This is a genomic window from Ruegeria sp. H9 (assembly GCF_056532915.1).
This window is the reverse complement of record NZ_JBQFNX010000002.1, coordinates 743,202-762,237: the sequence shown is the minus strand read 5'-3', so window position 1 is coordinate 762,237 and position 19,036 is coordinate 743,202. Positions and strand designations below refer to the sequence as shown.

The following is a 19,036-nucleotide window of genomic DNA, read 5'->3' as shown; positions in this document are numbered from 1 at the left end:
CACTGTATAGGCGGGGGCAGGGGCGAGGAAAAGGCACCTTTTCCAAGAAAAATGAAGCTCGCGCATGATGTGTCTTGCCTTGGCTTTGCATTACCGTGCAGGTTGTGCTCAGAACCCGGCGAAACGGGTGGAGAGACGCAATACGAGGTCGGCGTGGGCAGGGTCATCAGCAAATCGGGGGCGATCAGAGCGTTGGGGGCCATGTCGGGCACATCGCTGGACGGTGTGGACGCTGCGGTCGTTGAAACTGATGGGCAGCAGATATTCGGCTTTGGTCCCAGCGGGTATCGCGCTTATTCCGAAGAAGAGCGTGCCACACTGCGCGCGGCGCTGGGGCTTTGGCATGGACCAAAGGTTGATATCTCGGCTGAGTTGGTGACCCGGGCACATGCCGAGGTTCTTTCAGAGTTCGAAGAGGTCGACCTGATCGGCTTCCACGGTCAGACATTGGCGCATGAGCCGCGTGGGCGTGGCACGTTGCAGGTGGGTGACGGGCTGGGCCTGTCGCAGGCTTTGGGGCTGCCGGTGGTCTGGGATTTTCGCAGCGATGATGTGGCGCTGGGCGGAGAGGGTGCGCCTCTGGCCCCGTTCTTTCATTTCGCCTGCGCCAAATGGATCGGGGCGGAAGAGCCGCTGTGTTTCCTCAATCTGGGCGGTGTTGGGAACCTGACCTATGTTGACCCGTCTTTTGACGGGCCAGAAGCGCCAGGGGCGTTGCTGGCTTTCGACACCGGACCCGCCAACGCGCCGGTTGACGATCTGATGCAGGCGCGGTTGGGGTTGCCGATGGATCGGGACGGCGCGCTGGCCCGAGAGGGTACGGTCGAGACCGGCGCACTGGAGCTGTTTCTGGCCGAGCCCTATTTCAACCGAATGCCGCCCAAATCGCTGGACCGGAATGATTTCTCGGAAATGATCGGTCTTGTGACCGAGCTGAGCGATGCGGATGCGGTGGCCACGTTGACCGGGATGAGCGCTGCGGGTGTGCTGCAGGGGATGGAGCATTGTCCCAAGCCGCCTGTGCGCATGCTGGTTACCGGTGGCGGACGTCACAACCCAGTGCTGATGGAAATGCTGCGCGTGTCGCTGGATTGCCCGGTCGAGCCGGTTGAGGCGGTTGGGCTGGATGGCGATATGCTGGAGGCGCAGGCCTTTGCCTATCTCGCCGTGCGTGTGGCGCGGGGATTGCCGACCTCATGCCCGGGTACCACCGGGGTAAGTGCGCTGGTCGGGGGCGGTGTCGTGTCGTCTCCGGCGAGGGGTGTCGTGGTGAGCGGGTAGGGGGCTCTGCCCCCGTCGCTGCACGACTCCCCCGAGGTATTTTTGGCCAGATGAAGGGACGGATCTAGCGATTTAGGGCGCGGGCGTAATCCAGGGTGAATTCGGTGTAGCCGTCCGAGGTGGATTGCAGGTGTGCCTGGGTCCAGCGGTGGAAGGCTGGAAGGTGGTGGAAAGGCACGTTTGGAAAGGCGTGGTGTTCCGCGTGGTAGGGCATGTTCCAGGCCAGAAATCGGATCATTCGATTGGTAAAGGTGGTACGGGAGTTTTCGAGCATATTTGCCACCGGCGGGCAGAGGCCGTGTTCGGCGAGCAGGTATAGGCGCAGGAAAGGCTGGCCGATAAGGGCGGGCAGAAGCCAGAGCCAGAACAACAAGGGGCTGAAGAACAGGCTGAGTGCGCCCAGGGCATATAGTGTGGACAATATTCGGGCTTCGGTTCGTATGGCGTTGTGCTGGCGGGTTGGCAGGTAAGCGGCGTCAATCCTGCCGCGCGCGTTGTCGGTCAACACACGGGCCATACCCGTCCAATATGGCCAGCCGCTGAGATATATCGCAAGGCTGCGCCAGTTTTCGGGGCGAGGTTTGCCGCCAAGTTCCGGGTCTTTGGTTGGGTGGTTTGTCCATTTGTGATGGGCAAGATGAAAGTAGCGAAACCATGTGAACGGCAGGCAGATGGGAATTGAGACAAGGTGCCCAACCGCTTCGTTGATCCAAGGGGTTTTGAACGGCGTCTTGTGGGTGCATTCGTGGCTGAGCGTAAAGAGGAAAACCAGCAATAGGCCTTGCGGCAGGAGCAGTAGTGGCCAGAGGGGAACCTGTAGGATGATACCGGTGCTGGTTGCTGTCAAAGCGCCGAAATAGATCGCTAGATGTCTGAGACCTGCCGTGTCTGACCGCTGTTGCAGCCTGTCCTTGGTCTCGGGCGGGATCGCGGCGATCAGGGCGCGGTGGTCCATGGAATTACACTCCTGGAATATCAAAGCCGGGTGGCGCGAGTTCAAACCCGTCAAATTCAAATCCCGGTGAAACAGTGCAACTGACCAACGTGTAGTTTCCACTGCTGCGCGCCGCCTGCCAATGGCCCTTGGGTACAATAAGCTGCGGTGCGCCTTGGGTCAGATCAGGTGTCAGGATGTGGTCTTTGGCAGGGCCTGTATCGGAGGCGCTGAGCGAGAGGATCAGCGGAGCGCCGGAATGGTAGAGCCAGATCTCGGTCGCATCTACCTTGTGCCAGTGGCTGCGCTCACCCTCTGCCAGTAGGAAGTAGATGCAAGTGCCGGTGGCACGGCCGGGATTGTCGGCACGCCAGGTCTCTTTGAACCAGCCGCCTTCGGGGTGCTGCTGCAGGTTCAGGTGTTGGATGATGTCTTGCGCGGTCATGGAAGCCTCGGGTCTGTTTGTGGGATTATGCACGCACGCGCACGATCTGCTATGGCAATTGTGTATGCAGAGCATATGTTTGCCGCATGACTTTGATGATCCCGTTTGACAACAGCTATGTTCTCCTGCCGGACACTTTCTTTGCGCGGCAGGGGCCTGTGCCTGTGCGTGCACCGAAGCTTGTTGCCTTCAATGGAGATCTGGCGCGACTGTTGCGGATTGCGCCGGGCGACGTTGAAGAGATGGCGCAGGCTTTTGCAGGCAATACCGTGCCCGAGGGGGCCGAGCCGCTGGCGCAGTTATATTCCGGGCATCAGTTCGGCACCTATAACCCTCAGCTAGGAGATGGGCGCGCGGTTTTGTTAGGTGAGACGGTCGGATCCGACGGGATTCGGCGGGATATTCAATTGAAGGGCTCAGGGCAGACACCTTTCTCGCGCCAGGGAGATGGACGTGCCTGGCTGGGGCCGGTTTTGCGCGAATATGTGGTTTCCGAGGCGATGCATGCGCTGGGCATTCCCACCACGCGCGCCTTGGCAGCGGTTGAAACCGGAGAGATCGTGCTGCGCGAGGGTCCGATGCCCGGGGCGGTACTGACACGTGTGGCGCAGAGCCATTTGCGGGTGGGCACGTTTCAGGTGTTTGCAGCGCGAGGGCAGATAGAGAGCCTGCAACGGCTGACTGAATATGCCGTTCAGCGCCACTATCCTGAGGCGGACGGGGCCATGGGTTTGTTGCGCGCGGTTCGGGATGCGCAGGCCGGGTTGATCGCTCGATGGATGAGCGTGGGTTTCATTCACGGGGTCATGAATACTGACAACAGCTCGATCGCCGGTGAGACGATCGACTATGGCCCATGTGCGTTCATGGACAGCTATCACCCGAATACAGTCTATAGCTCGATCGACCGGATGGGGCGGTATGCCTACTCGAACCAGCCTGAGATTGCGGTTTGGAATCTGGCGCAGCTGGCAACGGCCCTAATTCAGCAGTTTGAGGACAAGGACGCAGCTGTCGAAGAGGCCACCGAAATTGTCCATGCCATGCCTGCGTTGATGCAGGCACATTGGCTGGAACGTTTCAGGGCCAAGATCGGATTGGTTCGGGCAGAGGAGGGGGATCTTGAAATGATCTCGGACCTGTTGACGCGGATGGCGCAGAATCAGGCGGATTTCACAAACACGTTCCGCGCGCTGGGCAGCGACCGCGCGCGAGACCAGTTTGCCGACCCGGCGGCTTTTGACGAATGGGCAAAGGGGTGGCAGGAACGCTTGGCGCGTGAGGATGCGCCTTTGGACGTGATGGATGCGGCCAATCCGGCCTTCATTCCACGCAATCATCGGGTGGAGCAGATGATTCAGGCTGCGGTGCAGGGCGATTACGCACCGTTCAATCGACTGAATGAAGTGCTGTCACGGCCGTATGAGGATCAACCAGAATCAGCTGACCTGATGCGCCCTCCGGCGAAGAACGAGGTCGTACACGCGACATTCTGCGGTACGTAACAAAGAGACGGTTTCTTATGAAGAAACCGAGCCTGAAACTTTTGAAGTCTCAGGTTTCGAGGCTATCGGGGCGTGTCTGCAAAGGGTTCGGCGATCACCTGACACGCATCTTCATAGACAACGTAGCCGATCCGGTCTGATCGCAGAGTGTCGATCTGATATCCGTTTTCTTTGAGCAGTGCGACCATCTCATACGACTTGCCCAAAACCTCATTGGCTTCGGGTTTGAACCAGCTGAGGCCTTTGGTGTTGCGCTGAAAGGCGCCTTTAGATTTTGTCCTGTTGAAACGATAGGGGATTTCAAGGTTTTCCCGGAACCAAGCCAGCAGCGCCTCAATTCGATCGAATGTGTATTTATCCAGAGCGGTGGTGTCGCGCAGGTCGTAGGCCGCGCAGAAGAACCCCTGACGCGCGTCCATATCTTCTATCTTGATCGGGTGGACAAACCTTATGAACATGATCGTGAAGGTGGCCGAGAGGCTGCGCGGGCTCAAGGCCGTTTTGCACAAATGTTAGCGGAGCAAGCGGCGCGTTGCCATTCAGCGCTGGGTTCGGCTTGCACTTGTCCGACCAGTTGGCGATCTTGGGTTAAATCAGTTTAAGTGTGCCGATGACCTACCGCTCGACCCTGCGCCTTGCCAGTTACAACATTCAGAAATGCGTGGGACTCGATTTCCGGCGGCAGCCGCAGCGGATATTGCAGGTCATCGAAAGCATGCAGGCCGATATCGTTGTTCTGCAGGAGGCGGACAAACGATTGCCGCCCCGTCCTGCCGCTTTGCCACATTTCATGTTGGATGAGGCCGGGTGGCAGATCGTGGACTTGGGCGGTGCCGGTAGTCTTGGTTGGCATGGCAACGCGGTGATCTGGCGTGGGGACGCCATTCAGGTGCGCCAGGCAGGTCATCATGATTTGCCGGGTCTGGAGCCCCGCGGCGCCGTGCGGGTCGAGTTTGATACGCAGATCGGGCCTTTGCGGGTGATGGGGATGCATCTTGGGCTTTTGCCGGCGTCGCGACGTCAACAGATCAGTCATATCCGTCGATGTGATTCTGATCTGGAACACATGCCCACCGTCTGGGCCGGGGATTTCAACGAATGGTCACGCCAGCCTGTTCTAGATCATTTGGCCCCGGACATGCGGTTTCTTCCTCCGGTTCCAAGCTTCCCGGCCGCGCAGCCATTGGGGGCACTGGACAGAATCGCGGTGGGGCAGGGGCTTGAGGCTGCACTGCACGGGGTGCATGATGCGCGGCCCGCGCATATCGCCTCGGATCATTTACCCGTCTGGGCCGATCTGCGACGCATCGCCTGACCGCAAAATCGTCTGTGGCGCAGGGCGCGTAGACATATTAAGACAGAACACCGAACAGTCCCGGGGGTCACCATGTCCGACACGATTATCGCCCGTTGCGAAGCCAAGGGCCTGCGCATGACCGGCCAGCGGCGGACCATTGCACAGGTCTTGCAGCAAAGCGAAGATCACCCGGATGTAGAAGAGCTTTATGCCCGTGCTTCAGCCGAAGATGCGGGAATTTCGATCGCGACAGTCTATCGTACCGTGAAGTTGTTCGAAGAGGCCGGGATACTTGAGCGGCTGGAGTTCGGCGACGGGCGCGCACGATACGAAGATGCAGAGCGTGATCACCACGACCACCTGATCGACATGCAGTCAGGCGAGGTGATCGAGTTTGTCGACCCTGAGATAGAAGCGCTGCAAGAAAAGATTGCAGCCAAGCTTGGCTACAGGCTGAAAGGCCATCGCCTAGAATTGTACGGCGTACCGTTGGAAAAAGACTGACACATCACGAAAATCGATCGGTCGGTGAACGCGATTTCATCGAACATGTCGTAATACTGCTTGCGACGTCGCAAAGGTTGCGGTTTTGCTGCCGGAAAGGTCCGCCTGTCAGCGGCCTGTTCCAATGGAAACGCGCATGAACAACGTAAACGGCATTTTGCTGATCATCGGCTCGATGGCGGCCTTCGCGCTTGAGGACATGTTCATCAAGCATCTCTCGGTCAGTGTGTCGACCGGGCAGATCATGATCGCATTGGGTCTGATCTGCGGGGCTGTGTTTACGCTTATGTCTATGGCGACACGTAAACGTATCTTCGACCCGGTCGCGTGGCAACCTTTGCCACTGATCCGTGCCGGGACCGAAGCCTTTGGTGCGCTCAGCTTTGTGACCGCGCTGTCACTTGTTGATCTGTCGACTGTGGCGGCGGTTTTTCAAGCGATGCCTCTATTTGTCACGATGGGGGCAGCACTGTTTCTGGGTGAGCAGGTCGGTTGGCGTCGTTGGAGCGCCATCGGCATCGGCTTTGTCGGCGTCTTGATGATCATCCGCCCCGGGTTCGATGGATTCCAGCCGGAATCATTGTTTGTTTTGGTCTCGGTCGTTGCAATTGCCGCGCGCGATCTGATCACGCGTAGGTTGGATGTTCGTGTGGCCTCGTCGGTCGTCGCATTGCAGGCCTATATCGGAGTGGCGCTGGCTGGTGCGGCCCTTATGGTGTTCACAGCACAGCCCGTTGTGCCGCTGCAAGCTGCGCAGATCGGGCCTTATCTGGGTGCCATCGGGTTCGGCGTTTTGGGCTATTACGGCATCGTAACCGCTATGCGGATTGGCGAAGCTTCAGCGCTGACGCCATTTCGGTATACTCGGTTGGTGTTCTCGATCACGGCCGGGATGCTGATGTTTGGCGAACGCCCCGACAGCATGACGTTGGCCGGTGCCGGTCTGATTATCGGATCAGGTCTGTATACTTTCATTCGAGAACGCCAGCTGGCGCGGGCATTGGCAGTGGCCTAAGCGCCCGCGACCTGTTGGCGCAAACAGCAAACTGTTAGCCCTAAAGGCCGAAAAATATAAGTGTTAGCGATAACGGAAACGGTTTACTTTTCGCCGCGTGCTGGTATGAGGCATGCAACCGTTGGCATCATTGGGACCCGTATCATGAGCACGATCATCGACATCCACGCACGCGAAATACTGGACAGCCGGGGCAACCCGACGGTCGAAGTGGACGTGATTCTGGAAGACGGCACCATGGGCCGCGCCGCAGTGCCTTCAGGTGCGTCGACCGGCGCCTACGAGGCGGTGGAAAAGCGCGATGGTGACAAATCCCGTTACATGGGAAAGGGCGTGCTGGAAGCGGTCGCTGCCGTTAACGGCGAGATCGCCGAAGAACTAGTGGGCTTTGACGCGACCGAGCAGGTGGCCATCGATCAGGCGATGATTGAACTCGACGGGACCGAGAACAAGCGCCGTCTGGGCGCGAACGCTATCCTGGGTGTCTCGCTGGCGACGGCCAAGGCGGCGGCGGATTTCACCACGCAGCCTCTGTATCGCTATGTTGGCGGTACTTCGGCGCGCGTTCTTCCGGTTCCGATGATGAACATCATCAACGGGGGTGAGCACGCCGATAATCCGATCGACATTCAGGAATTCATGATCATGCCGACCTCGGCCGCGAATATCCGCGAAGCCGTGCGCATGGGGTCGGAGGTGTTCCATACGCTCAAGCGCGAACTGTCGGCTGCCGGACTGGCCACCGGAGTGGGGGACGAAGGTGGTTTTGCCCCTAACATCGCTTCGACCCGTGAGGCACTGGATTTCATCCTGCAGGCGGTAGAAAAAGCGGGCTACAAACCCGGTGAAGAGATCCATCTGGCGCTGGATTGCGCCGCCACTGAATACTACCGCGACGGAAAATATGTTCTGTCGGGTGAAAACATCTCGCTGACCTCAGAGGAAAACGCTGAGTATCTGGCGACATTGGTCAAAGATTACCCAATTATCTCGATCGAAGACGGCATGTCCGAGGACGATTGGGATGGCTGGAAAGCGCTGACTGAAGCCATCGGCAACGAAGTACAACTGGTCGGCGACGACCTGTTCGTAACCAACCCAGAGCGTCTGGCAGAGGGGATCGATCGTGGCTGTGCCAACTCGATGCTGGTTAAGGTGAACCAGATTGGATCACTAACTGAAACCCTGCGCGCCGTCGATATGGCCCACCGTGCACGGTATACCAACGTGATGTCGCATCGCTCGGGCGAGACCGAAGATGCCACCATTGCCGATTTGGCTGTGGCGACCAACTGCGGGCAGATCAAAACCGGCTCGCTGGCGCGGTCGGACCGGTTGGCCAAATACAACCAGCTGATCCGCATCGAGGAATCGCTGGGTGAGGTCGCAGAATACGCCGGCGCGTCGATCCTAAAGCGCTGAGTTTGGCGTACTTGATAAAACCAGATCAGGCCCCGGCAGAACGCCGGGGCCATTTTTTTCTTTGCGTCATTACCGATCCGTCTAAGCTGGGCATCGAAGGCCAACATGGGAGAGGGCGATTTATGACAACATTCAAACGCATCGTTGGCGCTGGGGCGCTATTGATCCTGCCTCAGCTTGCAGGGGCTGATCGTCCGCCTCAGGCAGTGTGCCAGAAAATGGTGGAAGGCGATCCCAGCGGGCAGGTCACGATGGAGGAATGCCTGTGCACCTATAACGTCGCCAGCACGGTTTTGGACGATGACATCAAAGAATTATTGTTCGAGTCCTGGTACACCGGTGAGAACATAACTGAACAGTTGAATGCGCTGCCCAAACCCAAACGCGTGCCCCGGCAGTTCAAGACCATGGAGCAGACGTTCAATAAGAACTGCCGCTGATCGTTAAGCTAAACAAACTTAAATGTCGTTATGTGTGAACTTGTTCCTATTGCGGCGCTGTGACTCCCGATAGTCTGCAAGCATTGCAGAAAGGGGGACGATATGTCTGCTTCAAAGGTCTTTCTCGTAATTTCAATGCTTTGCGCGGGGATGCTGGCCGCATGTTCAGAGCCTGGGACCTATCCGATCACAGGGATGCAGGTTTCGCAGGATGATCCGGTGCAGGAAATGGCAAATCCGGCGGTAATCTTCCGGGGGGAATCGCGCTAAAGCGATTTGCTCATCAGCATGTAGCGATCGCGCGGTTTAAAACCTGACCGCAGATATAGTTTCTGCGCGGTTTCGTTGGTCCGGTCGACCTCAAGATGCAGGGCGGTCAGACCGGCCTCGGCCAGCGCCTTGGGGAGATCATGCAGCACTTCGGTGGCGATACCGCGTCCGCGGACGGCGGGGCGGATGTAAATCTCATCTACAAAGGCATCCATGCCACCAAACTCGACCGACCAGCCGAAGGTGAGGATGACATAGCCCAGCGGTGCGCGGCCCGGACCGATCAGATATATGCACCCATGGGGAATTCCATCCAGTAGAGGGGTCAGCGCGTTGCGACGTTTCTCGTCATCCTGCGCGATGCCGGATTCCGAGTGAAACGCCGCGACCAGCGCCATCAGTCGGTCCAGATCGTCGGGGCGGGCAAGGCGGAGTGCGGCGGTCATAGGCGGGCAAGTCTTTCTGTGAGCAGGTCGAAGAAACCTTTGGCATCCACGTCACCCATGAACATGGCGTTTGGTGCGCGATCAGTGACCCGCCACCAGTCGGCCACTGTCATGCCCAATGTCAATTCAGATTGGGTTTCGATCTCAACATTGATGTGGCGGCCCGAGAACAACTCGGGTCGGATTAGATAGGCGGTGACGCAGGGGTCGTGCAGCGGTGCGCCCTCCGATCCGTATTTTTCTTTGTCGAAGCGTTCGAAGAAATCGGTCATCTCTGCCACTGCATGACCAACCTTGCTATCCAATGCCCGGAATGCATCGTTGCGATGGGGCGTGACAAGCGCATCATGTGTGACATCCAATGGCATTACGACGACATGAATGCCGGATTTAAACACAATATCAGCGGCTTCCGGGTCGACATAAATGTTGAATTCGGCTGCTGGTGTGATGTTTCCAACCTCAAAATACGCACCACCCATCAGCACGATTTCCTGCACCCGGTTGATGATGTCGGGCGCTTTCTGGAACGCTGTGGCGATGTTCGTCAGCGGCCCCAGAGGGCAGAGCGTCACCGTGCCGGGCTCATGTGCGCGTAGGGTATCGATGATAAAATCGACCGCGTGACCTTCGGCCAGAGGCATTTCAGGATCTGGCAAAACAGGGCCGTCGAGCCCTGTTTTACCATGCACATGCTCGGCGGTGACGAGCGGGCGTTTCAGGGGGCGATCGCATCCGGCGTAGACGGGGATTTCGGTGTGCCCTGCCAACTCGCACACGATGCGGGCGTTTTTGGCGGTCAGCTCCAAAGGCACGTTTCCAGCGACGGCGGTGATACCCAGAACCTCGATCTCTTCGGGGCTGGCAAGCGCCAGAAGAATGGCGACGGCGTCGTCCTGTCCGGGATCGGTGTCGATTATGATCTTGCGGGGCATGGGGGTCTCCGGGGGCCGTGAAGGTCGGACACTCGCAAGTGTCGCGGGACTTGTCTAGCCGAATTACGTGCCTGCCGGAGCATCCACCGGCGGGAGTTTGCCGTTGGCGCGGTGTTCCTCGATTTTCACCTCGTCCCACAGCGCGTCCATTTCGGCCAGATCACTTTGGGTGGGCGTTTTTCCGCGTTCGGCCAGCCGGGCTTCGACCTTCTCAAAACGACGAGTAAACTTGGCGTTTGTGCGGCGCAGGGCGGCCTCGGGTTCGATGCCTAAGTGGCGGCCGAGGTTGACAATCACGAACAGCAGATCGCCGAATTCATCCTCAAGCGCGTCGGCATCCATGCTGTCGCGCGCCTCTTCCAGCTCAGCGGCTTCCTCGGTGATCTTGGCGAGCACATGGCTGGCGTCGGGCCAGTCGAACCCTACGCGCGCGGCACGTTTCTGCAGCTTATGTGCGCGTAGCAAGGCGGGCAGGTTCGCGGCGACACCGTCTAGTGCACCTTTTTGTTCTTTGCCCGCACGTTCGGCGGCTTTGATGGTTTCCCAGTCCTTTGTCTGTTGATCTGCCGACTTGTCTCGGGACTCATCACCGAAGACATGTGGGTGACGGTTAACCATCTTGTCCGACATGGTGCGCACCACGTCCTGAAAGGTAAAATGCCCAGCCTCTTCAGCCATTTGCGCGTGGAAGACGGATTGGAACAGCAGGTCGCCCAGCTCTCCCTTCAATTCGTCATAAGCCTCGCGTTCGATGGCATCGGCGACTTCATAGGCTTCTTCGATCGTATAGGGCGCGATGGTCGAAAAATCCTGTTCGATATCCCACGGGCAACCGGATTGAGGGTCGCGTAAGCGGCGCATGATTTCCAGCAAACGCTCGATACCTGCGTCCGTGTCGTGGATCAGAGGATTTTCGGCCATTGCGAACCCTTTCGTTCCGGTGTCAGATGCATCCATCCCGCAGTCAGGATCAGGAGTCCACCCCAGATGCCCGTCGTCAACCGAATTGCCGATTACGCCGCTGATATGGCCAAGTGGCGCCAGTACCTTCACACCATCCCCGAATTGGAATTCGAATGCTATGAGACCGCCGCCTATGTGGCCGAGCGTCTGCGCGAGTTTGGGGTGGATGAACTGCATGAGGGAATCGCCAAAACCGGCATGGTCGCGATCATCACCGGGCAGGGCGAGGGACCGACTATTGGTCTGCGTGCCGATATGGATGCTCTGCCGATTACCGAGGAGACGGGCGTGGACTACGCCTCGAAAAACCCCGGTAAGATGCATGCCTGCGGTCATGACGGGCATACAACCATGCTACTGGGTGCTGCGCGCTATCTGGCCGAAACGCGTAATTTTGCGGGCCGGGTTGCGCTGATCTTTCAGCCTGCCGAGGAAGAGGGCGGCGGCGCGGGCGTGATGGTTGAAGAAGGCATCATGGATCGGTTCGATATCTCTCAGGTTTACGGTATCCATAACACTCCGGGTCGGCCCGAGGGGCTGTTCGAAACCACGCCGGGGCCGCTGATGGCCGCAGTAGATACGTTTGAGATCCATATTCAGGGCGTGGGCGGCCACGGGGCAATGCCGCATGAGACGCGCGACCCGGTGATGGCAGCTTGCGGGATGGCGCAGGCGATCCAAACCATCGTCAGCCGCAACCACTATGCGCTGGACGATCTGGTGGTGTCGGTGACGCAGATACACACCGGAACAGTGAATAACGTGATCCCTGATACCGCTTATCTGAACGGCACCGTTCGCACCTTTGATCCGGCCGTGCAAAGGATGGTCAAAGAGAGAATGGCGCAGATCGTGGCGGGGCAGGCGGCCTCGTACGGTGTCGAGGCCAAACTGGACTATCAGGAGGGTTATCCCGCCACTATCAACGACGCCGACAAGGCGGCATTCGCGGCTGAAGTGGCGCGGGATGTATCCGGCGCGGAACGCGTGAAAGATGATGCTGGGCGTGAGATGGGGGCAGAGGATTTTTCCTACATGCTGCAGGCCCGACCCGGTGCTTACCTGTTCATGGGGCAAGGAGATGGCGCGGGGCTGCACCATCCGAAATACAACTTCAATGACGACGTCGCGCCGATCGGAGCGTCCTTCTTCGCACGGATCGTCGAAAAGGCACAGCCGTTGGGCTGACAGGGAAAAGACATGGCACTGGAAGATGCAAAGAACCAGGTGGATGAGGCATTCACCAACCCCGATCTTAAGGGGCTTTCCTATGAAAACACCTTTGGCGGCGCGACTTCATTCCTGCGGCGGCTTTATACCAAAGACCTGACGGGTGTGGATATTGCTGTAACCGGCGTGCCTTTCGATCAGGCGGTGACAAACCGCCCCGGAACCCGGCTTGGCCCTCGTGCGATCCGCGAGGCCAGTGCGTTGCAATCGCCTGATGCGCCTTATGGCTGGCCCTTTGACGCGCTCAGCGAGCTGGCGATCGTGGATTATGGAGATATGGCCTACGACTATGCCAATATCCCGGCCTTTCCCGACACGCTGACCGATCATATCCGTACCATTTTGGCGGCGGATGTGGCTTCGGTCACGCTGGGAGGGGATCACTATATCAGCTTCCCGATCCTTAAGGCCTATGCCGAGAAATATGGGCCAATGTCACTGCTGCAATTCGATGCGCATACGGACACCTGGGCCGATGACGACATGTCCCGCGTGGACCACGGAACGATGTTCTACAAGGCGGTAAAATCGGGGTTGGTTGATCCGAAACGCTCGGTTCAGGTGGGCATTCGCACCACCAACGAAGACACGTTGGGCGTTAACATCATCGACGCGCGCGAGGTTTACGAATCCGGACCCGCCGCCGTGGCGCAGAAGATCAAGGGTATTCTGGGCGACAGTCCGGTCTATCTGAGCTTTGACATCGATGGCCTCGATCCGGCCTTTGCGCCGGGGACGGGCACACCGGTCTGGGGCGGTCTAACTTCGATTCAGGCGCAGATCATTCTGCGCGACATCGCCGGGATCAACATCAAGGGCGGCGATGTGGTTGAGGTATCTCCGCCATACGATACCTCTGGTGCGACGGCGATTGCGGGGGCTCATGTGGCAACACAGATCATTTGCCTTTTGGGGTGGAACAAGCTGGTGAAGCCTTAACCTTTGGTTAGGCATAATCCCGGTATCTGCTTGGAGAGGCACCGGATCGGAGACATCACATGACCCAATACAACCAACCGATTGGCGGCAATGATCTGGCACGGTTTTCGGGGCCGAACACGTTTATGCGGTTGCCACAGGCGTCGTCGCTGGACGGGCTGGATGTGGCGATCCTGGGGGTTCCGATGGATATCGGCACTTCGTGGCGGTCGGGCACACGGTTCGGACCCAAGCAGATTCGCAGTGAAAGTGCGATGATCCGGCCCTATAACATGTCCAATGGCGCGGCGCCCTTCGACCATCTGCAGATCGCAGATATCGGCGATCTGGCGATCAACACATTTTCGCTCGCCGATAGTCTTAAGATCATCAAGGAAAGCTATGACGGCATTTTGGCGCAAGGTGTTGTCCCAGTGGCGATGGGTGGGGATCACTCGATCACTTTGCCGATCCTGCGGGCGATGGCAGCCAAGCACGGGCCTGTGGCACTGGTGCACGTGGACGCCCATGCCGACGTGAATGATGAGATGTTCGGTGAAAAGGAAACCCACGGCACTGTCTTCCGCCGCGCCTATGAGGAAGGGCTGATTGTCCCTGACAAGACCTTTCAGATCGGCATTCGAGGCTCGGGTTACGCCGCCAGCGACTTTACCGAGGCACAAGGTTGGGGGTTCCGTCAGTACCCGGCGTGGGAGCTGTGGCAACAGAACCTGACCGAAATCGGCTCTTTGATCCGTAAAACTGTTGACGATCACCCGGTCTATATCACCTACGATATCGACAGCCTCGATCCGGCCTATGCACCCGGAACAGGCACGCCCGAGATCGCAGGTCTGACCACTCCGCAGGCGCTGCAGTTGATCCATGCGCTGGCAGGCATGAATGTGGTGGGCTGCGATCTGGTCGAAGTATCTCCACCCTATGATCCGTCGGGCAATACGGCTCTGACCGCAGCCAATCTACTGTTCGAGATGCTGTGCATTCTGCCCGGAGTGACGTCACGATAGGGGTGCGACGCCATCCTCTGACCGAGTAAGCAGGGCATAGCGGGAATGAATGGGCAGATGAAAATGGTGCTGTGGCTGTTGATTGCGGTGGGCCTTGCAATGGGTGCTTATATCCGACTTGCGCCCTCAGATCCTGTGCGCTGGCATGTGGCCCATGAAGACGCGGAACGAGACCTGAAGGGTGGTGTCGTTCGGGTCGTCGAAACCGGTCCTGATGGGCTGGCGCGTCTCGACAAAATTGCGCGCGCAACACCACGCACCAGTGTGCTGGCCGGATCTCTAGAAGAGGGCATGATCACCTATATCACCCGTACCAAGGTGTTCGGGTTTCCCGACTACACCACCGTGCAGCAAGACGGTGATACGCTGCGTATCTATGCCAGATTAAGATTTGGCCGGAGAGATTTCGGCGTCAATCGGGAACGGGTCACCCAGTGGCTTGCTTTGCTGCAACCCTGACGACAAACAGCCCTCTTGCACCTCGCGCCACATGGGCACGTTCAGCGACATCTGGCATTGGGCCATGAACATGCGGCCGTCGACCTGCAGGCATATCATTTCTCCCAACTCGATGCGGGTGCCGGATTTGTCGGTGCAATAGCAGTCTTGCACTTTGCCTCCGGGGCCAACAACATCGGCCATTCCGGGCGTCGCAATGAGTGTCAGGGCTAAGATCAGTCGCTTCATGGCCCAAGCCTAGCACAAGGCAGGGCCTTGACCAAAGCCTCTGGATGATAGACACCGCGCGGATGATCCCCGAAGAACGCCTTGAACAGATAACTCAGCGATTCCAATACCTCGAAGCGGCCATGGCGGATGGTGCCTCGGGCGGGGATATTGCAGCTTTGGCAAAGGAATATTCCGACCTCAAGCCGGTGGTCGATCAGATCATGGCGTGGCGTCAGCTGGTTTCTGATCTGGCCGAGGCCGAGGCAATGCTGTCCGACCCGGACATGAAAGAGCTGGCCGAAGAGGAAATTCCAGAACTGCAGGCGCGTATCCCCGAGGCGGAGCATGCCTTGCAGCTGGCGTTGTTGCCCAAAGACGCGGCTGATGCGCGCCCGGCAATGCTGGAAATACGCCCCGGCACCGGCGGGGATGAGGCCGCGCTGTTTGCCGGAGACTTGCTGCGCATGTATCAACGCTATGCCGAAGCGCGGGGCTGGCAGTTCGAGATCATCGAGGAACAAGCGTCTGATCTTGGTGGGATCAAAGAGGTGGTGGCACATATCAAGGGCGACAATGTCTTTGCGCGGATGAAGTACGAATCCGGCGTGCATCGCGTGCAGCGCGTGCCCGAAACCGAAAGCGGTGGGCGCATTCATACCTCGGCGGCGACGGTGGCGGTTTTGCCAGAGGCCGAGGATGTGGACATTCAGATCGATGCCAATGACATCCGTATTGACACGATGCGCAGCTCGGGCGCGGGGGGGCAGCACGTGAACACGACGGATTCGGCTGTGCGGATTACTCACTTGCCCAGCGGTATCGTGGTGACCAGTTCCGAGAAATCCCAGCACCGAAACCGTGAGATAGCGATGCAGGTGCTGAAAACGCGCCTTTATGATCTTGAACGGCAGCGGATCGACAGCGAACGCTCGGCGGATCGCGCCAGTCAGGTCGGTTCAGGTGACCGGTCGGAACGGATTAGGACGTATAACTTCCCGCAAGGCCGCATGACGGATCACCGCATCAACCTGACGCTTTATAAGCTGGATCAGGTGATGCAGGGCGATCTTGATGAGGTGATCGACGCGCTGACCGCAGATGATCAGGCTCGGCTTCTGGCCGAAATGGCGCAATGATTGCGGCGCTGACAGCCGCGCAGGCCATGGTCGCTGCAACCGCACGTTTGCGCGCAGCCGGTGTGCCTGATCCAGCGCGGGATGCGCGGGTGCTGCTGGCGCATGCGGCGCGGATCGAGGCCAGCCGGGTGACGCTGATCGCGCCCGAGGAGCTGCCGGTGGATATCGCGGAACGCTACGATCAATTGATCTCGCTAAGGGCCATCCGAGTGCCGGTATCGCATCTGCTGGGCGAGCGTGAATTCTATGGTCGGCGGTTTCGGGTCAGTCGCGATGTGCTGGACCCGCGCCCGGAGACCGAGGCATTGATCGAGGCGGCGCTGAGCGAGCCGTTTGATCATGTACTCGATTTGGGTGTGGGCTCGGGCTGTATCCTGATCACCTTGCTGGCCGAGCGGGCGAGTGCCTCGGGCGTCGGCGCCGACCTCAGCGAAGCTGCCTGCCTGCAGGCCAGCGCCAATGCAGTACAGCATCAGGTGCAGGCGCGCGCCGAGATTCGGCAATCTGACTGGTTCGAAAACATTGAAGGTCGGTTCGATCTGATTGTTTCGAATCCGCCCTATATTTCAGCGGACGAGATGCACGCGCTTTCCCCTGAAGTGCGCGAGCATGAGCCGCGCATGGCGCTGACGGATGAGGGCGACGGTCTGGATGCCTATCGCCGTATTGCGGCGTCGGCTCCGGATTATCTGATGCCCGGCGGGCGTATCTTGGTTGAAATTGGCCCGACACAGGGCGCTTATGTTTCTGCCCTTTTTGATGCCGCTGGTTTGACCGGCGTAAAGGTGATCCCCGATCTGGACAGGCGTGATCGTGTTGTGGGGGCCAGAATGCCGCCTTCTAAGCGAAACTGAGGCCGAAAAATGCCGATTGATGTAAAAAAGCTGCGACATTTTCGAGAATCCCCTTGTCTGAACGCTCAGGACATGTTTACTCAGGATTAGTCGGCGAGGTTGACGCTGTTTCAGCGCACCCCTGACGCCAAGCCCAAAAAGTCGATAGCGCGTAACGGCACAAGCCACTGAGCAGCGTTAGATACGGGTTGATCGACAGTGAATTGATAAGGCTGACGTAAAGTAAGATGAGATCTTCCAAATCCCGCTCGCGGGCCAAGAACAACCGCAATCGTCCTTCTGGCGGAAACGTCGTAAACCGGGTTTTTGACAGCTCGGGCCCCGAAGGCAAGGTGCGTGGCACACCGCAGCAGATCATTGACAAATACAACCAATTGGCGCGCGACGCTCAGCTGTCGAATGACCGCGTGGCAGCTGAGAACTTTCAGCAACACGCCGAGCACTATCTGCGCATGCTAAGCGAAGCGCAGCGCGAGATCGAAGCGCGCCGCGAAGAGCAAGAGCGCCAGAACCGCGAACGACAGGCCGAGCGTGATCGTGAACGCGCCGAGCGTCAGGAACGCGAAGCAGCCCGTCAGGCCGATCCGGCCGAGGCTCCGCAGCCGGACGTTGTGGATTTCGGGAATGAGGCGGCTGCGCCCGATACAGGGCTGGTCGAGACGCCGGAAAGCAAGGATGCCGAGCAACCCGAAGCGACCGAGCGTAAGGAAAAGCCGCGCCGCCCGCGCACCCGGAAGCCAAAGGCTGCCACCCCTGCGGCTGAGGATGCACCCGCTGACAAGGGCGACGCACCCGAGGCAGCTGAATAAGCGCTTTTCGATCATGAATTGAATGAAAACCCCGGGCAAAGGCCTGGGGTTTTTCGTTCAGGGTTTGCGAATTTCGCGCGCGAGCGCGCAGAAGGCTTCGAGCGGGATCTGCTCGGCCCGGTCGGTGGGTTTGATTCCGGCTGCGATCAGGCGGTCCTCGATATCTGGCGCTGCCCCTTTGAGTGAGGCCCGGAGCATTTTGCGGCGCTGATTGAAGGCTGTGGCAACCACGCGCGACAGGGTTGCGGCGTCAGCGGGATAGCGGGGTTCGGGCAGGGCAGTCAGGTGAACCACGGCGCTTGAGACCTTGGGCGGTGGAGTGAAGGCTCCGGGTGGCAGGGACATCGCAATGCGCGCTTCGGCCCGCCATTGGGCAAGGATGGCGAGGCGGCCATAGGCCTTGTTGCCGGGTTGGGCCACGATCCGCTCGGCCACTTCACGTTGAAACATAAGGGTCAGGCTCTGCCAGAAGGGCGGCCATTCGGGCGGGGTGAGCCAGCGGACCAGAAGCTCGGTCCCGACATTGTAGGGCAGGTTCGCGGCCACCCGGATCGGTGGTGTCAGGTGGGCCAGCGGCTCGATTTCCAGCGCGTCGCCGTTGATCACTTCCAGCTGGCCCGGATAGGCGGCGGCGATGTCGTTCAGGGCGGCGATGCAGCGGGTGTCCTTTTCCACGGCCACGACCTTGCGCGCGCCTTCGGACAGAAGCCCGCGAGTCAGACCTCCGGGGCCTGGGCCGATTTCAAGGACATCGCATTGAGTCAGATCACCCGCCTGCCGCGCGATCTTGGCTGTCAAGTTGAGGTCGAGCAGGAAGTTCTGGCCCAGCGACTTGCGGGCCGAAAGCTGGTGAGTTGCGATAACCTCGCGCAGCGGGGGGAGGGAGTCGATGGCGCTCATGACTTTAGCGTTGTTCGGAATGGAGGGGGAGCGCC

General features: G+C 59.0%; 23 protein-coding genes. 15 read left to right on the top strand and 8 right to left on the bottom strand.

The annotated features are described in order from the left end of the window. Window positions 1-201 precede the first annotated feature (201 nt). On the top strand, window positions 202-1,281 hold the full coding sequence (locus tag ACR0CZ_RS12335) for an anhydro-N-acetylmuramic acid kinase (RefSeq protein ID WP_370644450.1): 1,080 nt from the start codon (window positions 202-204) through the stop codon (window positions 1,279-1,281). A gap of 64 nt (window positions 1,282-1,345) precedes the next feature. Here the strand turns inward: ACR0CZ_RS12335 and ACR0CZ_RS12330 are convergent, their stop codons facing one another. Continuing rightward, window positions 1,346-2,236, bottom strand: a complete 891-nt coding sequence (locus tag ACR0CZ_RS12330; RefSeq protein ID WP_170396713.1) for a fatty acid desaturase — start codon at window positions 2,234-2,236, stop codon at window positions 1,346-1,348. Between the two features lie 4 nt (window positions 2,237-2,240). Beyond that, window positions 2,241-2,660 (bottom strand): cupin domain-containing protein, encoded by a 420-nt coding sequence (locus ACR0CZ_RS12325; RefSeq protein WP_170396715.1) that lies wholly within the window; start codon window positions 2,658-2,660, stop codon window positions 2,241-2,243. 86 nt (window positions 2,661-2,746) lie between these two features. Between ACR0CZ_RS12325 and ACR0CZ_RS12320 the strand changes: the two genes are divergently transcribed. Beyond that, a complete protein-coding gene (locus ACR0CZ_RS12320) occupies window positions 2,747-4,165 on the top strand; it encodes a protein adenylyltransferase SelO (protein ID WP_170396717.1) in 1,419 nt (472 codons plus the stop codon). 62 nt (window positions 4,166-4,227) lie between these two features. On the opposite strand, the gene ACR0CZ_RS12315 is transcribed toward ACR0CZ_RS12320, so the two are convergent. Continuing rightward, entirely contained in the window at window positions 4,228-4,623 is a 396-nt protein-coding gene (locus ACR0CZ_RS12315) for a hypothetical protein (protein WP_170396719.1), read from the bottom strand. A 152-nt stretch (window positions 4,624-4,775) separates the two neighbouring features. Between ACR0CZ_RS12315 and ACR0CZ_RS12310 the strand changes: the two genes are divergently transcribed. From ACR0CZ_RS12310 to ACR0CZ_RS12285, 6 genes are all read left to right on the top strand, one after another. Next, complete coding sequence (locus tag ACR0CZ_RS12310; protein WP_170396721.1) at window positions 4,776-5,480, top strand: endonuclease/exonuclease/phosphatase family protein; 705 nt, start codon at window positions 4,776-4,778, stop codon at window positions 5,478-5,480. Between the two features lie 72 nt (window positions 5,481-5,552). Next, the gene (locus ACR0CZ_RS12305; protein ID WP_170396723.1) at window positions 5,553-5,966 is read left to right on the top strand and encodes a Fur family transcriptional regulator; all 414 of its coding nucleotides are present in this window, start codon (window positions 5,553-5,555) and stop codon (window positions 5,964-5,966) included. 136 nt (window positions 5,967-6,102) lie between these two features. Then, window positions 6,103-6,981, top strand: a complete 879-nt coding sequence (locus tag ACR0CZ_RS12300; protein ID WP_170396725.1) for a DMT family transporter — start codon at window positions 6,103-6,105, stop codon at window positions 6,979-6,981. A 144-nt stretch (window positions 6,982-7,125) separates the two neighbouring features. Further along, entirely contained in the window at window positions 7,126-8,403 is a 1,278-nt protein-coding gene (gene eno / locus ACR0CZ_RS12295) for a phosphopyruvate hydratase (protein WP_170396727.1), read from the top strand. A 122-nt stretch (window positions 8,404-8,525) separates the two neighbouring features. Then, entirely contained in the window at window positions 8,526-8,843 is a 318-nt protein-coding gene (locus ACR0CZ_RS12290; protein ID WP_170396729.1) for a hypothetical protein, read from the top strand. Window positions 8,844-8,945: 102 nt separating this feature from the next. Continuing rightward, entirely contained in the window at window positions 8,946-9,113 is a 168-nt protein-coding gene (locus ACR0CZ_RS12285; protein WP_170396730.1) for a hypothetical protein, read from the top strand. Here ACR0CZ_RS12285 and ACR0CZ_RS12280 read toward each other — a convergent pair. The 3 genes from ACR0CZ_RS12280 to mazG form a co-directional block, all read right to left on the bottom strand. Then, a complete protein-coding gene (locus ACR0CZ_RS12280; RefSeq protein WP_170396732.1) occupies window positions 9,110-9,559 on the bottom strand; it encodes a GNAT family N-acetyltransferase in 450 nt (149 codons plus the stop codon). The two genes, ACR0CZ_RS12285 and ACR0CZ_RS12280, sit on opposite strands and share 4 nt — an antisense overlap. Next, window positions 9,556-10,494 carry a nucleoside hydrolase gene (locus ACR0CZ_RS12275; RefSeq protein ID WP_170465282.1) on the bottom strand — a complete coding sequence of 313 codons (939 nt, stop codon included), beginning with the start codon at window positions 10,492-10,494 and terminating at the stop codon, window positions 9,556-9,558. The genes ACR0CZ_RS12280 and ACR0CZ_RS12275 overlap by 4 nt, the downstream gene beginning before the upstream one ends. A gap of 63 nt (window positions 10,495-10,557) precedes the next feature. Next, window positions 10,558-11,415 (bottom strand): nucleoside triphosphate pyrophosphohydrolase, encoded by an 858-nt coding sequence (gene mazG, locus ACR0CZ_RS12270; protein ID WP_170465284.1) that lies wholly within the window; start codon window positions 11,413-11,415, stop codon window positions 10,558-10,560. A gap of 66 nt (window positions 11,416-11,481) precedes the next feature. Between mazG and ACR0CZ_RS12265 the strand changes: the two genes are divergently transcribed. Genes ACR0CZ_RS12265 through ACR0CZ_RS12250 form a run of 4 tightly spaced genes read left to right on the top strand, consistent with a single transcriptional unit; the run spans window position 11,482 to window position 15,092 of the window. Beyond that, the gene (locus tag ACR0CZ_RS12265) at window positions 11,482-12,645 is read left to right on the top strand and encodes a M20 aminoacylase family protein (protein WP_170465286.1); all 1,164 of its coding nucleotides are present in this window, start codon (window positions 11,482-11,484) and stop codon (window positions 12,643-12,645) included. A 12-nt stretch (window positions 12,646-12,657) separates the two neighbouring features. Continuing rightward, window positions 12,658-13,626 carry an agmatinase gene (gene speB / locus ACR0CZ_RS12260; protein ID WP_170465288.1) on the top strand — a complete coding sequence of 323 codons (969 nt, stop codon included), beginning with the start codon at window positions 12,658-12,660 and terminating at the stop codon, window positions 13,624-13,626. Between the two features lie 59 nt (window positions 13,627-13,685). Then, window positions 13,686-14,633: an agmatinase gene (gene speB / locus ACR0CZ_RS12255; RefSeq protein WP_170396741.1), complete on the top strand. Its 948-nt coding sequence runs from the start codon at window positions 13,686-13,688 to the stop codon at window positions 14,631-14,633. A 45-nt stretch (window positions 14,634-14,678) separates the two neighbouring features. Beyond that, entirely contained in the window at window positions 14,679-15,092 is a 414-nt protein-coding gene (locus ACR0CZ_RS12250) for a DUF1499 domain-containing protein (RefSeq protein ID WP_480503305.1), read from the top strand. On the opposite strand, the gene ACR0CZ_RS12245 is transcribed toward ACR0CZ_RS12250, so the two are convergent. Next, on the bottom strand, window positions 15,018-15,320 hold the full coding sequence (locus ACR0CZ_RS12245) for a hypothetical protein (protein ID WP_170396743.1): 303 nt from the start codon (window positions 15,318-15,320) through the stop codon (window positions 15,018-15,020). The genes ACR0CZ_RS12250 and ACR0CZ_RS12245 overlap by 75 nt on opposite strands. Window positions 15,321-15,382: 62 nt before the next feature. On the opposite strand from ACR0CZ_RS12245, the gene prfA reads away from it, so the two are divergent. The 3 genes from prfA to ACR0CZ_RS12230 all read left to right on the top strand — a co-directional run bounded on the left by prfA (window position 15,383) and on the right by ACR0CZ_RS12230 (window position 18,101). Beyond that, window positions 15,383-16,438, top strand: a complete 1,056-nt coding sequence (gene prfA, locus ACR0CZ_RS12240; protein ID WP_170396981.1) for a peptide chain release factor 1 — start codon at window positions 15,383-15,385, stop codon at window positions 16,436-16,438. After that, window positions 16,435-17,292 carry a peptide chain release factor N(5)-glutamine methyltransferase gene (gene prmC, locus ACR0CZ_RS12235; protein ID WP_170396745.1) on the top strand — a complete coding sequence of 286 codons (858 nt, stop codon included), beginning with the start codon at window positions 16,435-16,437 and terminating at the stop codon, window positions 17,290-17,292. Before prfA ends, prmC begins: the two co-directional genes overlap by 4 nt. 227 nt (window positions 17,293-17,519) lie before the next feature. Further along, window positions 17,520-18,101, top strand: coding sequence for a DUF4167 domain-containing protein (locus ACR0CZ_RS12230; RefSeq protein WP_170396747.1), 582 nt, complete (start codon window positions 17,520-17,522; stop codon window positions 18,099-18,101). A gap of 57 nt (window positions 18,102-18,158) precedes the next feature. Here the strand turns inward: ACR0CZ_RS12230 and rsmA are convergent, their stop codons facing one another. After that, window positions 18,159-19,001 carry a 16S rRNA (adenine(1518)-N(6)/adenine(1519)-N(6))-dimethyltransferase RsmA gene (gene rsmA / locus ACR0CZ_RS12225; protein WP_170396749.1) on the bottom strand — a complete coding sequence of 281 codons (843 nt, stop codon included), beginning with the start codon at window positions 18,999-19,001 and terminating at the stop codon, window positions 18,159-18,161. Between the last annotated feature and the right edge of the window lie 35 nt (window positions 19,002-19,036).

What these genes read in the sequence shown, in the direction of transcription:
- ACR0CZ_RS12335 (WP_370644450.1), top strand. Translation starts at nt 202, where the DNA reads ATGTCGGGCACATCGCTGGACGGTGTGGACGCTGCGGTCGTTGAAACT.
- ACR0CZ_RS12250 (WP_480503305.1), top strand. Translation starts at nt 14,679, where the DNA reads ATGAATGGGCAGATGAAAATGGTGCTGTGGCTGTTGATTGCGGTGGGC.
- ACR0CZ_RS12275 (WP_170465282.1), bottom strand. Translation starts at nt 10,494, where the DNA reads ATGCCCCGCAAGATCATAATCGACACCGATCCCGGACAGGACGACGCC.
- ACR0CZ_RS12325 (WP_170396715.1), bottom strand. Translation starts at nt 2,660, where the DNA reads ATGACCGCGCAAGACATCATCCAACACCTGAACCTGCAGCAGCACCCC.
- ACR0CZ_RS12310 (WP_170396721.1), top strand. Translation starts at nt 4,776, where the DNA reads ATGACCTACCGCTCGACCCTGCGCCTTGCCAGTTACAACATTCAGAAA.
- speB (WP_170465288.1), top strand. Translation starts at nt 12,658, where the DNA reads ATGGCACTGGAAGATGCAAAGAACCAGGTGGATGAGGCATTCACCAAC.
- prfA (WP_170396981.1), top strand. Translation starts at nt 15,383, where the DNA reads ATGATCCCCGAAGAACGCCTTGAACAGATAACTCAGCGATTCCAATAC.
- ACR0CZ_RS12280 (WP_170396732.1), bottom strand. Translation starts at nt 9,559, where the DNA reads ATGACCGCCGCACTCCGCCTTGCCCGCCCCGACGATCTGGACCGACTG.
- ACR0CZ_RS12290 (WP_170396729.1), top strand. Translation starts at nt 8,526, where the DNA reads ATGACAACATTCAAACGCATCGTTGGCGCTGGGGCGCTATTGATCCTG.
- ACR0CZ_RS12305 (WP_170396723.1), top strand. Translation starts at nt 5,553, where the DNA reads ATGTCCGACACGATTATCGCCCGTTGCGAAGCCAAGGGCCTGCGCATG.
- ACR0CZ_RS12230 (WP_170396747.1), top strand. Translation starts at nt 17,520, where the DNA reads ATGAGATCTTCCAAATCCCGCTCGCGGGCCAAGAACAACCGCAATCGT.
- ACR0CZ_RS12285 (WP_170396730.1), top strand. Translation starts at nt 8,946, where the DNA reads ATGTCTGCTTCAAAGGTCTTTCTCGTAATTTCAATGCTTTGCGCGGGG.
- ACR0CZ_RS12315 (WP_170396719.1), bottom strand. Translation starts at nt 4,623, where the DNA reads ATGTTCATAAGGTTTGTCCACCCGATCAAGATAGAAGATATGGACGCG.
- ACR0CZ_RS12300 (WP_170396725.1), top strand. Translation starts at nt 6,103, where the DNA reads ATGAACAACGTAAACGGCATTTTGCTGATCATCGGCTCGATGGCGGCC.
- prmC (WP_170396745.1), top strand. Translation starts at nt 16,435, where the DNA reads ATGATTGCGGCGCTGACAGCCGCGCAGGCCATGGTCGCTGCAACCGCA.
- rsmA (WP_170396749.1), bottom strand. Translation starts at nt 19,001, where the DNA reads ATGAGCGCCATCGACTCCCTCCCCCCGCTGCGCGAGGTTATCGCAACT.
- eno (WP_170396727.1), top strand. Translation starts at nt 7,126, where the DNA reads ATGAGCACGATCATCGACATCCACGCACGCGAAATACTGGACAGCCGG.
- ACR0CZ_RS12320 (WP_170396717.1), top strand. Translation starts at nt 2,747, where the DNA reads ATGACTTTGATGATCCCGTTTGACAACAGCTATGTTCTCCTGCCGGAC.
- mazG (WP_170465284.1), bottom strand. Translation starts at nt 11,415, where the DNA reads ATGGCCGAAAATCCTCTGATCCACGACACGGACGCAGGTATCGAGCGT.
- speB (WP_170396741.1), top strand. Translation starts at nt 13,686, where the DNA reads ATGACCCAATACAACCAACCGATTGGCGGCAATGATCTGGCACGGTTT.
- ACR0CZ_RS12265 (WP_170465286.1), top strand. Translation starts at nt 11,482, where the DNA reads ATGCCCGTCGTCAACCGAATTGCCGATTACGCCGCTGATATGGCCAAG.
- ACR0CZ_RS12330 (WP_170396713.1), bottom strand. Translation starts at nt 2,236, where the DNA reads ATGGACCACCGCGCCCTGATCGCCGCGATCCCGCCCGAGACCAAGGAC.
- ACR0CZ_RS12245 (WP_170396743.1), bottom strand. Translation starts at nt 15,320, where the DNA reads ATGAAGCGACTGATCTTAGCCCTGACACTCATTGCGACGCCCGGAATG.